Annotated in this window: 1 protein-coding gene (running past one end of the window); it reads left to right on the top strand. The window is 72.9% G+C overall.

Annotation, left to right across the window (positions count from 1 at the left end):
• Window positions 1–13,410: the 3' portion of a type I polyketide synthase gene (locus E1161_RS16605; protein WP_235875081.1), read on the top strand. 13,659 nt of this gene lie to the left of the window's left edge; 13,410 of the gene's 27,069 nt are visible here — the last part of the coding sequence; its start codon lies beyond the left edge, outside the window; the stop codon is at window positions 13,408–13,410.
• Window positions 13,411–13,413: the final 3 nt, after the last annotated feature.

Here is a 13,413-nt window from a genome sequence, read left to right as displayed (position 1 = left end):
CCGGTGTTCACCGCGGCGCGTCCCACGACGCTGTTCGACGAGGTCCCCGAGGTCCGCAGGCTCACCGCAGCGGCCGAGCAGCCCGAGGCGACGGACGGCGGCCTGGTGTCGCGGCTGCGCGCGCTGCCGGCGGTCGAGCGCGAGCAGGCGGTGCTGCAGCTGGTGCGCACCGAGGCCGCGAAGGTGCTCGGGCACGCGAGCCCCGACGCGCTCCCGGAGGACCGGGCGTTCCGCGAGGTCGGCTTCGACTCGATCACCGCCGTCGACCTGCGCAACCGCCTCGCCGCCGCGACCGGGTTGCGGCTGGCGACGACGATGGTCTTCGACCACCCGAGCGCGCTGGCCCTGACCGACCACCTCCTGTCCGAGGTCGGTGGCACCGAGACCCGTCGCGCCGCACCGGTCGTCGCCGCGGTCCGGGAGGACGAGCCGATCGCGATCGTCGGCATGGCCTGCCGGTATCCCGGCGGCGTGAGCTCGCCGGAGGACCTGTGGCGGCTGGTCGCCGACGGCGTCGACGCCATCTCAGGCTTCCCCACCGACCGCGGTTGGGACGACGTCCTGCACGACCCGGACCCGGACCGGCCCGGCAGCACGTACTCCGCGCAGGGTGGGTTCCTGCACGACGCCGCCGACTTCGACCCCGGGTTCTTCGGCATCAGCCCGCGCGAAGCGCTGTCGATGGATCCGCAGCAGCGCCTGCTGCTGGAAACCGCGTGGGAGGCGATCGAGCGCGCGGGCATCGACCCGCACGACCTGCGCCGAAGCCCCACCGGCGCGTTCATCGGCGCGAGCTACCAGGACTACTCGGCCAGCCGCGGTGGATCGGCCCCCGACGAGGGTCACATGATCACCGGTGCGCTCTCCAGCGTCCTGTCCGGGCGGATCAGCTACCTGTTCGGGTTGGAAGGACCCGCGGTCACCCTGGACACGGCGTGCTCCTCGTCGCTGATGGCCCTGCACCTCGCGTGCCAGTCGCTGCGGGGAGGGGAGAGCTCGCTCGCCCTCGCCGGTGGTGTCAGCATCATGTCGACTCCCGGCGCCTTCGTCGGGTTCAGCCGCCAGCGGGCACTCGCCGGGGACGGGCGTTGCAAGGCGTACTCCGAGGCCGCCGACGGCATGACCCTCGCCGAGGGCGTCGGTCTCGTCCTGCTGCAACGGCTCTCCGACGCGCAGCGCGAGGGCCGCAAGATCCTCGCGGTGGTGCGGGGCAGCGCCGTCAACCAGGACGGCGAGTCGAACGGGCTCACCGCCCCGAACGGACTCGCGCAGCAGCGGGTGATCCGCCAGGCGCTGGCCAACGCGCGCCTGGAAGCCTCCGACGTCGATGCCGTCGAGGGGCACGGGACCGGGACCGCGCTGGGCGACCCGATCGAGGCGGACGCCCTGCTCGCCACCTACGGCCAGGGCCGGGAACGGCCGCTGCTGCTCGGCTCGATCAAGTCCAACATCGGCCACACCCAGATGGCCTCCGGCGTCGCCAGCGTGATCAAGGTGGTGGAGGCGCTGCAGCGAGGCGTGCTGCCCCGCACGCTGCACGTCGAGCAGCCGTCCACGAAGGTGGAATGGGTTCCCGGTGCCATCGACCTGCTCGCGGAGGAGACCGCGTGGCCCGAGGTCGACCGTCCGCGCCGGGCGGGGGTTTCGTCGTTCGGGCTCAGCGGGACGAACGCGCACGCGATCTTGGAGCAGGCGCCTGCGGTCGAGCCGCCGGACGCCGAGCCGGTCGGCGGCACCGTTCCGGTGCTCGTCTCGGCCCGCGCCGACGGCGCGCTGCGCCAGCAGGCAGCGCGGTTGCTGGAACTGCTCGACGAGCGTCCCGGCCTGCACCTGACCGATCTCGCGAGCACGCTGGCCACCGCGCGCTCGACGTTCGAGCACCGCTGCGCGGTGATCGCCGAGGACCGCGACGAACTGGTGCGCGGTCTGACCGCGCTGCGCGACGACCAGCCCGATGCGGCGCTCGTGCGTGGCGTGGCGACGCGCGGCCGCACGGCTTTCCTGTTCTCGGGCCAGGGTTCGCAGCGCCTGGGCATGGGACAGGATCTCTACGAGCGGTTCCCGGTGTTCGCGGATGCCTTCGACGAGGTGTGCGCGCACCTCGACGCCGAACTGGACCGCCCGTTGCGCGAGGTCGCGTGGGGCTCGGACGTCGAGCTGCTGAACCGGACCGGTTTCGCCCAGCCCGCGTTGTTCGCGGTCGAGGTGGCGCTGTTCCGGCTGGTGGTCTCGCTCGGCGTCGTGCCGGACCAGCTGGTGGGGCATTCGATCGGTGAGGTCGCCGCCGCTCACGTGGCGGGGGTGTTCTCGCTGGAGGACGCGTGCCGGTTGGTGTCGGCGCGTGCCGGTCTGATGCAGGCGTTGCCCGCAGGTGGGGTGATGGTGTCGGTGCGGGCCGGTGAGGACGAGGTGCTGCCGCTGCTGACGGGCGGTGTGTCGATCGCGGCGGTCAACGGTGCGTCGTCGGTGGTGCTGGCGGGTGTCGAGGGCGAGGTGCTGGAGCTCGCTCAGCGCTGGAAGTCCCAGCGGCTGGCGGTGTCCCACGCGTTCCACTCGCCGCTGATGGACCCGGTGCTGGAGGACTTCCGAGCTGTTGTGGGGAGCCTGTCCTTCCACGAACCGCAGATCCCCCTCCTCGCCGCAGGCGACGTGACCTCGCCGGAGCACTGGGTGCGGCACGTGCGCGACACCGTGCGCTTCGCCGACGGCGTGGCGCGGCTCGCCGAGCGGGACGTGCGCGCGGCTCTGGAGATCGGCCCCGGTGGAACGCTGTGCGGACTCGCCCACGAGGTCCTCGGCGGTGAGGCCGTGCTCGCGCCAGCCCTGCGCCCGGGCCGCGCGGAAGTGCCGTCCCTGCTCAGCGCACTGGCCGGGGTGCACGTGCGCGGCACCGGTGTCGACTGGACGGCGTTCTTCGCCGACAGCGGAGCCCGCACCGTCGACCTGCCCACCTACCCGTTCCAGCACGAGCGGTTCTGGCCGGAGACCGTCCCCGCCGGCGGGGGTTCGGCTGGTGGGGCCGTGGATTCGGTGCCGCTCGACGAGCGGTTCTGGGACGCGGTGGAGCGCGAGGACTTCACGGCGCTGGCCGAATGGCGCCGCAGGCACCAGATGTCCACCGTGGACTCCTGGCGCTACCGCGTGACGTGGCGGCCCGTGACGGCCTCCGGCGCGCTGACCGGCCGGTGGCTCGGGCTCCTGCCGTCCGGGCACGACGCGAGCGACCTGATCGACGGACTCGGTGTCGATGTCGTCGGTCTGGAGGTCACCGAGCCGGACCGGGCGGTGCTCGCGGAATCGCTGCGCGGTCTCGACGGCTCCTTCGACGGTGTGCTGTCGCTGCTGGCCCTGGACGCCGACCTCCACGCGGGGCTGACGGCCACCACTTCGGCCGTGCAGGCGCTGGCTGACAGCGGGATCGAGGCACCGCTGTGGGTCGCGACCCGCAGCGCGGTCTCCGCCTGCGCGACCGATCCCGGACCGGTTCCCGAGCAGGCCGCTGTGTGGGGGCTCGGACGCGTCATCGCGCTGGAGCACCCGCAGCACTGGGGCGGCCTGGTCGACCTGCCGCAGCAGCTCGACCGCAACGCGCTCCGCCGGTTCGCCGGCGTCCTGGCGGGAACCGGTGAGGACCAGGTCGCGGTGCGGCCCTCCGGCGTCTACTCCCGCAGGTTGGTGCGCGGCGAGGTCGGCGACGATGAGCCCGGAGGCGAGTTCCGCCCCGGAACCGTGCTGGTCACCGGTGGCACGGGCGCGCTCGGCGCGCACGTGGCGCGTTGGCTCGTCGAGGCGGGCGCCGAGCACCTGGTGCTCATCGGCAAGCGAGGTGCGGACGCTCCCGGTGCCGCGGAACTCGCGCAGGAGCTGGGCGATCGGGTCACGATCGCCGCGTGCGACGCGGCCGACCGCGACGCCCTCGCGGCGCTGCTCGCCGAACATCGCGTCACGTCGGTGTTCCACGCGGCCGGTGTCGTCGAGGACGCGCTGGTCGAATCGCTCACGCCGGAGAGCTTCACCAACGTCCTGCGCGCCAAGGCGATCGCGGTGCGCAACTTGCACGAGCTCACCACCGACCTCGACGCGTTCGTGCTGTTCTCCTCGACCGCCGGTGTCCTCGGCGCGGCGGGCCAGGGCAACTACGCCGCCGCCAACGCCTACCTGGACGCGTTCGCCGAGATGCGCCGTGCGCAGGGGCTCGCGGCGACCTCGGTCGCGTGGGGCCCGTGGGCCGATTCAGGCATGGCGGTCGACGAGGGCGTCGAGGAACGGTTGCGGCGCGGCGGATTCGCACCGCTGCTTCCTGAGCTGGCGATCTCCGCGCTGCGGCGGGCGATCGAACGCGGCGACACCTCCATCGCCGTCGCCGACATCGACTGGGCGCGGTTCCTCCCCGGCCTCATCCAGCTCCGCCCGGCACCGCTGGTGGGTGACCTGCCCGAGGCGCGGCGCGCGCAGCTCAGCGCCGGGTCCCGCGCCGGTGCGCAGCCGGAGCCGCTGCGCGAGCTGGCGAGGGTGCCCGAGGTCGAGCGCCGCGGAGCGATGCTCGACCTGCTGCTGACCCACATCGCCGGGGTGCTCGGCCACGCGCGTGGTGCCGAGGTCGACGCCGAACGCGCGTTCCGCGACCTGGGCTTCGATTCGCTGACCACGCTGGAGCTGCGCAACCGGCTCGCGGCGGCCACCGACCTGACCCTGCCGGCCTCGCTGCTCTACGACCACCCGACCCCCGTGGAACTGGCGGAGTTCCTGCTCGCGCAGGCCGCAGGTTCGGTGGAGGCCGAACCCGTGGCGATCGTGCGTGCCGCCACCGACGAACCGATCGCGATCGTCGGGATGGGCTGCCGCTTCCCGGGAGGCATCAGCTCACCGGAGGAGCTGTGGCAGTTGCTCCTCGACGGCGAGGACACGGTCAGCCCCTTCCCGACGGACCGCGGCTGGGACCTCGCCGTCCTGAACTCCGGAGCCTCCGCCGCGCGTGAGGCGAGCTTCCTCAAGGGCGTCGCGAACTTCGACGCGGCGTTCTTCGGGATTTCGCCGCGCGAGGCGGTGGCGATGGACCCGCAGCAGCGGCTGGTGCTCGAAACCGCGTGGGAAGCGCTGGAACGCGCGGGTATCGACCCGGTGTCCCTGCGCGGCAGCGAAACCGGTGCCTTCGTCGGCACCAACGGTCAGGACTATGAGCACGTGCTCCGCCGCTCGCTGGACGCCGACGTGCTGGGCTACCTGGCCACCGGCAACACGGCGAGCGTCATGTCCGGCCGCATCGCCTACTCGCTCGGCCTGGAAGGTCCCGCGGTCACCGTCGACACCGCGTGCTCGTCGTCGATCGTCGCGATGCACTGGGCGGCCAGCGCGTTGCGCAGCGGCGAGTGCTCGCTCGCGCTCGCCGGTGGTGTGTCCGTGATGTCCAGCCCCGATTCGTTCGTCGAATTCACCGCGCAGGGCGGGCTCGCACCGGATGGCCGGTGCAAGGCCTTCGCCGACGCGGCTGACGGGACCGCGTGGTCCGAAGGAGTCGGCGTGCTGGTGCTGGAGCGGTTGTCCGACGCGAAGCGCAACGGTCACGAGGTGTGGGGCGTGCTGCGCGGTTCGGCGGTGAACTCCGACGGCGCGTCCAACGGCCTCACCGCCCCGAACGGCCCGGCGCAGCAACGCGTCATCCGCAGCGCCCTGGCCGACGCCGGTCTGTCCACGGCCGACATCGATGTGATCGAAGCGCACGGCACGGGAACCACGTTGGGCGATCCGATCGAAGCGCAGGCGCTGCTCTCCACGTTCGGCGACCGCGACCGGCCCCTGCGGCTGGGCTCGGTGAAGTCGAACATCGGGCACGCGCAAGCCGCGGCCGGTGTCGCCGGTGTGATCAAGGTGGTCATGGCGATGCGGCACGGAATCCTGCCGATGACCGCGCACGTCGACAAGCCCACCTCGCACATCGACTGGACGTCCGGCGCGCTGGAGCTGCTCACCGAGGCGGCCGAATGGCCCGAGACGGGACGTCCGCGCCGCGCGGGCGTGTCCGCCTTCGGCCTGTCCGGCACGAACGCCCACGTCGTGCTGGAGGGCGTCGCGGAGGAAGCGCGCCCGGTCGAGCGGCGGGAGCCCGTGGCCGCGCCGTGGTTGATCAGCGCCAAGACCTCGGCGGCGCTGGACGCGCAGATCGAGCGGGTGCGCGGCGCCGACGGTGACGCGATCGACGTCGCCCACTCCCTGGCGACCAGCCGTTCGGCGTTCGCGCACCGGGCCGTGCTGGTGCCCGCCGACGCCGGCCTGGTCGAGATCGCCCGAGGTGCGGTGCGGCGCGGCGGTTCGACCGCCTTCCTGTTCTCCGGGCAGGGCGCGCAGCGCGTGGGCATGGGCCGCGGCTTGTACGAGCGGTTCCCGGTGTTCGCGGATGCGCTGGACGAGGTGCTCGACCACCTGGACCCGGAGCTGCGCGAGGTCATGTGGGGTTCGGACGTCGAAGCGCTGGACCGGACCGGTTTCGCCCAGCCCGCGTTGTTCGCGGTCGAGGTGGCGCTGTTCCGGCTGGTCGAGTGGCTCGGGCTCGTGCCGGACCAGCTGGTGGGGCATTCGATCGGTGAGGTCGCCGCCGCCCACGTGGCCGGGGTTTTCTCGCTGGAGGACGCGGCAGCTCTGGTGTCGGCGCGCGCCGGTCTGATGCAGGCGTTGCCCGCAGGTGGGGCGATGGTGTCGGTGCGGGCCGGTGAGGACGAGGTCGCACCGCACCTGACGGGCGGTGTGTCGATCGCGGCGGTCAACGGTGCGTCGTCGGTGGTGCTGGCGGGTGTCGAGGGCGAGGTGCTGGAGCTCGCTCAGCGCTGGGAATTCAAGCGCCTGACCGTCTCCCACGCGTTCCACTCGCCGTTGATGGACCCGATGCTCGACGAGTTCCGCGCCGTCGTGGAGCGGTTGTCCTTCCACGAACCGCGAATTCCGCTGGCAACCAGCGGTGACGTGACCTCGCCCGAGCACTGGGTGCGGCACGTGCGGGAGACCGTGCGCTTCGCCGACAACGTGGCTGCGGTGCGCGAGGCCGGGGTGGCGCGGTTCGTCGAGATCGGACCGGACGGGCCGTTGTCCGTGCTCGTCGAAGGCAGTGTTCCGCTGCTGCGCCGCGACCGCGACGAGCAGGAGGCGTTCGCCTCCGCGCTCGGCCGGATGTTCGTCGAAGGCCTGTCCGTGGACTGGTCCGCCTTCTTCGAGGGCACCGGCGCGCGGCGGATCGACCTGCCGACCTACGCCTTCCAGCGCCAGCGCTACTGGCCCCAGACCGCTAACGCTACCGCCGAATCCGGCTCGGAGGACTGGCTCTACAACATCTCCTGGACCCCGGTCACCGGCACCGGTGTTGCGCGGGGACGGTGGCTGGCGCTCGTGCCCACCGGCGACGAGTGGGCGGCGGCCGCCGCCGACGCGCTCGGTGCCGAGGTGGTGCGAGCTGAGACCGTCCGCGCGGAGCACGCGCACGAGGAGTTCGCGGGTGTCGTGTCGCTGCTGGGAACCCGGCCTGACGAACTGCTGACGACCCTGGCCGAGGCCGGGATCACGGCGCCGCTGTGGTGCGTGACGCGCGGTGCCGTCGCCGTGGCCGCCGAGCCGCTGCGCAACGCCGCCCAGGCCGACATCTGGGGCGAGGCGCAGGTGGTGGCGCTGGAACACCCGGAGCGCTGGGGCGGTCTGATCGACCTGCCCGAGGTCGTGGGCGAGTGGCTCGGCTCGGTGCCCGACGGTGAGAACGAGATCGCGATCCGCGCTGACGGCGCCCACGCCCGGCGTCTGGTGCGCTGTGCCACGAGCGGTGATCCCTACGAGCCCCGGGGCACGGTCCTCGTCGTCGGCGGCACGAGTCCCATGGGCGAGGCGGTCGCCCGCTGGCTGAGCGACAACGGTGCCGACCACCTCGTGCTCACCGGCGTCGATGACGCCTCCGAGGCGGCGCGGGAACTTCCCGCGACCGTCGCGGTCTGCGACACGGGCGACCGCGACCAGCTCGCCGCGCTGCTCGACACCATCGGTGACGACCTGACCGCGGTGGTGCATGCCGGCGAGGAGCACGCCGAGGCGCCCGATCACGCGCTGGCCGGGCTGGCCAACCTCGACGCGCTGCTCGACGACCGCGAGCTCGACGCGTTCGTGGTGCTCGGTTCCATCGCCGGAACGTGGGGCGTGCGCGGGAGCTCGCCGCAAGCGGCCCACGACGCGCGGTTGGCTGCGTTCGCGCACCAGCGCGACGAGCGCGGCCGCACGACCCGCTTCGTCGGCTGGGGCCCGTGGGCGGAGACGACCGACCGGAGCATGAGCTCCCACCTGCGCATCAGCGGCCTCCCGGTGGTCCCGGCGCAGCGCGCGCTGGCTGCGCTGAGCCGCGTGGTCCCCGGTCAGGAAGCCGCCGTCGCCGTCGCGGACGTCCGCTGGGACACCTTCGCCCGAGCGCTCGCCGAACGCTCGGCGTTGTTCTCCCAGATCCCGGAAGCCCGAGCGGCGCATGCGGAGGAACCCACCGAGGAACCGGCGATGCGGCAGGCGCTGGTGGCGATGGCCGAGGGCCAACGGCGCAGCGCGATGCTGACCCTGGTGCGCGAACGAGCCGCCGCGGTCCTGGGCCACGGCGATTCGGACGCGGTCGAGGCGGACGCGCCGTTCCGCGACCTCGGCTTCGACTCGCTCACCGCGGTCGACCTGCGCAACCAGATCGGCGCGGCGACCGGGCTCACGTTGTCGGCCACCCTCGTGTTCGACCACCCGACGCCGACCGAGCTCGCCGACCACCTGGTCGCCGAACTCCTCGGCGAGAGCGAAGCCCCAGCGGTGCCGACCACCGGATCGGCAGCGACGAACGAACCCATCGCCATCGTCGGCATGAGCTGCCGCTACCCGGGTGGTGTGCGGTCTCCCGAGGACCTGTGGCAACTGCTGGTCGACGAGGTCGACGCCGTCGGTGAGATGCCCGGCGACCGGGGCTGGGACCTCGGCGCGCTGTGCGACGAGGGCAGGAGCGCCACCCGTTGCGGCGGTTTCCTGCACGACGTCGCCGACTTCGACCCGGACTTCTTCTCCATCTCACCGCGCGAGGCGCTGGTGATGGACCCGCAGCAGCGACTCGTGCTGGAAGCGGCGTGGGAGTCCCTGGAACGCGCCGGCATCGATCCGGCCCGGTTGCGCGGCAGCGCCACCGGCGTGTTCGTCGGTGGCGGCAGCGGCGAGTACCGAGCCCCGGTCGAGATCACCGGCATGGAGTGGCAGACGGCGCAGTCCGCGAGCCTGCTGTCCGGTCGGGTGGCCTACACGTTCGGCTTGCAGGGACCGACGGTGTCGGTGGACACCGCGTGCTCGTCCTCGCTGGTGTCGCTGCACCTCGCCGCGCAGGCGCTGCGCTCGGGTGAGTGCTCGATGGCCCTCGCCGGTGGTGTCACCGTGATGGCCACGCCGGTCGGGTTCGTCGAGTTCAGCGCCCAGGGCGCCCTGTCGCGGGACGGCCGGTGCAAGGCGTTCTCGGACTCCGCCGACGGCACCGGATGGGCCGAGGGCGTGGGAATGCTCGTGCTGGAGAGGCTTTCCGATGCGGAGCGCAACGACCACCAGGTCCTCGCCGTGGTCCGCGGGTCCGCCATCAACTCCGACGGCGCGTCCAACGGCCTCACCGCGCCCAGCGGTCCCGCGCAGCAGCGGGTGATCCGGCAGGCGCTCGCCTCGGCAGGGCTCGAACCGTCCGATGTGGACGTCGTCGAGGCGCACGGCACGGGAACCGAGCTCGGCGACCCGATCGAAGCGCGAGGACTGCTCGCGACCTACGGGCGGGACCGGGAACGCCCGCTGTGGTTGGGCGCGGTCAAGTCCAACATCGGCCACACCCAGGCCGCGTCCGGCGCCGCGGGCGTGATGAAGGTGGTCATGGCGATGCGGCACGGCGAACTGCCCAAGACGCTGCACGTCGACGCGCCGTCGACGCACGTGGACTGGGAGTCCGGCGAGCTCCGGCTGCTGACCGAGCGGACCGGCTGGCCGGAGGCGGAACGCCCGCGGCGCGCCGGTGTCTCGTCCTTCGGGGCCAGCGGCACGAACGCGCACGTGATCATCGAGCAGTACCGCCAGCGGCCCGAGGACGACGGTGGATCGGCGCTTCCGGTGACGGAGGTGCTGGTGCCGGTGTCCGGCCGCACCCCGGCGGCGCTGCGCGAGCAGGCCCGTCGCCTGCTCGGCCACGTGCGCTCCGGCGAGCCCGCGCTCACCGACGTCGCGTACTCGGCGGCGACGACGCGAGCCGCGTTCGAGAACCGCGCCGGCGTGCTGGCAGGCGATCACGACCAGCTGATCGACGGTCTGACCGCGCTGGCCGAGGACCGCAGCACCCCGCGGGTTCTGCGCGGTGAGGCCGCCCGGAACGGCAAGCTCGCCTTCCTGTTCTCGGGTCAGGGTTCGCAGCGCCTGGGGATGGGCCGCGGGCTGCACGAGCGGTTCCCGGTGTTCGCGGATGCCTTCGACGAGGTGCTCGACAACCTGGACCCGAAGCTGCGCGAGGTCGTGTGGGGTTCGGACGTCGAACTGCTGAACCGCACGGAGTTCGCCCAGCCCGCGCTGTTCGCGGTCGAGGTGGCGTTGTTCCGGCTGGTCGAGGAGCTCGGGCTCGTGCCGGACCAGCTGGTGGGCCATTCGATCGGTGAGATCACCGCCGCCCACGTGGCCGGTGTGCTGTCCCTGGAGGACGCGGCTGCCCTGGTGACCGCACGAGCCCGCCTGATGCAGGCGTTGCCCGTAGGTGGGGCGGTGGTGTCGGTGCGGGCCGGTGAGGACGAGGTGCTGCCGCTGCTGACGGGCGGTGTGTCGATCGCGGCGGTCAACGGTGCGTCGTCGGTGGTGCTGGCGGGTGTCGAGGGCGAGGTGCTGGCGCTCGCGCAGTCCTGGGAGCCCAAGCGGCTGGACGTGTCTCACGCGTTCCACTCGCCGTTGATGGACCCGATGCTCGACGACTTCCGGGACGTGGTCGCGGAGCTGTCCTTCCACGAGCCCAGGATTCCGCTGGTAACCAGCGGTGACGTGACCTCGCCCGAGCACTGGGTGCGGCACGTGCGCGACACCGTGCGCTTCGCCGAGAACGTGGAGACCGCCCGCGAGAGCGGCGTGACCCGGTTCATCGAGATCGGCCCCGACGCGCCGCTTTCCTCGCTCGTCGAAGGCAGCGTTCCGCTGCTGCGGCGGGAGCGGGACGAGCAGGCGTGGTTCACCTCGGCGCTGGGCCGGCTGTTCGCGGGTGGCGCGGCCGTGGACTGGTCCGCCTTCTTCGAAGGCACAGGTGCGCGGCGGATCGACCTGCCCACCTACGCCTTCCAGCGCCAGCGCTACTGGCCGGAGACGATGTCGCGACCGGCCGCGGCGACCACGCCGGACGCCGACGACCACGCGTTCTGGGACGCCGTCGAAGGCGAGGACTTCCAGTCGCTGGAGAACGTGCTCCAGGTCGACGGCGCGGCGCTGTCGGAGGTCCTGCCGGCGCTGCTCGACTGGCGCAAGCAGTGCCAGGACCTCGCCGAGGTGGACGGCTGGCGGCACCGGATCGCCTGGCGCCCGCTCGGAGGCGCCCACACCGGCGAACTGACCGGCAGGTGGCTGGTGGTCGTCCCGCACGACGCTCACGAGTGGGTTTCCAGCGCGGCGGACGCGCTCGCAACCGATGCGGTCCGGGTCGAGGTCGACGCGGCCGACCGGGACGCGATCGCCCGATCCCTGCGCTCGCACGGCACCGCGTTCGACGGAGTCGTGTCCCTGCTGGCCCTGACGGGGGTGGGCAGCGGCTCGGCACCGGACGGCGTGCTGCTCACCGCGACGCTGATCCAGGCCCTCGGCGACACCGGGCTCACCGCCCCGCTGTGGTGCGTCACGCGCAGCGGGGTGTCCACGGACCGGTCCGACGAGCTCGACGACGTCACGCAGGCCGCCGTGTGGGGCCTCGGCCGGGTCGCGGCGCTGGAACACCCGGAGCGCTGGGGCGGTCTCGTCGACCTGCCCGTGGAACTCGACGACCGGGCCGCGAACCTGTTCCGCGCGGTGTTGTCCGGGCTGGACGGTGAGGACCAGGCGGCGGTGCGCGCGGGCGGTGTGTTCGCCCGCAGGCTCGTGCCGGCGCCCGCACCGAGACCGGCGCCGGCCTGGGAGCCCTCCGGCACGGTGCTCATCACCGGTGGCACAGGGGCTCTCGGCGGGCACGTGGCCCGCGCGCTGGCCCGCGAAGGCGCGGAACACCTGGTGCTGGCCAGCAGGCGCGGACCCGAAGCGCCCGGAGCAGACGAGCTGCGGCGCGAGATCGAAGGAGCGGGCGTCGGCGTCACGATCACGGCGTGCGACGTCGCGGATCGCGCCTCGCTGGAAGCGCTGCTGGCCGCCGTCCCGGCACCGCTGACCGGTGTGGTGCACACGGCCGGCGTCATCGACGACGGCGTGTTGGACCGGATGACACCGGACCGCTTCCAGGAGGTCTTCCGCACCAAGGTGGACTCCGCGCTGCTGCTGGACGAGCTCACCTCGGACCTGACGGCGTTCGTGCTGTTCTCCTCGGCCTCGTCGGCCGTCGGCAGTCCCGGGCAGGCCAACTACGCGGCGGCGAACTCCGCGCTCGACGCGCTGGCCGAACGTCGCAGGTCACGCGGGCTCGCGGCCACCTCGATCGCCTGGGGCGCCTGGGGTGGCGGCGGCATGGCCGGTTCCGCCGAGGCCGAGCAGAGCGCGCAGCGCGCCGGGATCGTGCCGATGGACCCGGAACTGGCCTGCACCGCACTGCGGCAACTCGCCGCCGAGCAGGAGCCGACCGCGGTCGTCGCCGCCGTCGACACCGGGCGGTCCGTCCGCCCCGTCCGCCCGAATCCGCTGCTGCGCGAGCTCGTCGGAGACGACACCTCGGCGGAGGAAGGCGCGCAGCGGGAACCCGCGCTGCGCGAGCAGATCCTCGAGAACGCACCCGAACGGCGCTTCGAGGTCGTGCTGGACCTGGTGCGCACCCTCGCGGCCGGAGTGCTGGGCCAGCAGGACGTCGCGGTGGTTCGCGCCGACCGGCCGTTCCGGGACCTCGGCTTCGACTCGCTGGCGGTGGTGGAGCTGCGCAACCAGCTCAGCGCCGCCACCGGCCTGAGCCTCGCCTCGACGCTGGTGTTCGACCACCCCACGCCGGCCGACCTCACCGAGCACGTGCTCGCAGAGCTGGTTCCCGGCGGGGTGACCGAGGTCGACGACGAGGAATCCGAAATCCGCCGGTTGCTCGGGAAGGTCCCGCTCTCGCAACTCCGGGAGATCGGTGTGCTGGAGCCGCTTCTCCAGCTCATCGGCCGCGACGACGGCGCCGAGGAGTCCCACGACGACGGCATCGACTCGATGTCCGTCGATGACCTGGTGCACGCCGCACTCGACGGCCAGGACTGAAGG

Source organism: Saccharopolyspora aridisoli (genome assembly GCF_004348445.1).
In the GTDB taxonomy this organism is placed as follows: Bacteria; Actinomycetota; Actinomycetes; order Mycobacteriales; family Pseudonocardiaceae; genus Saccharopolyspora; species Saccharopolyspora aridisoli.
The sequence above is the reverse complement of the archived record's forward strand: the minus strand, read 5'-3'. Positions and strand labels throughout refer to the sequence as shown.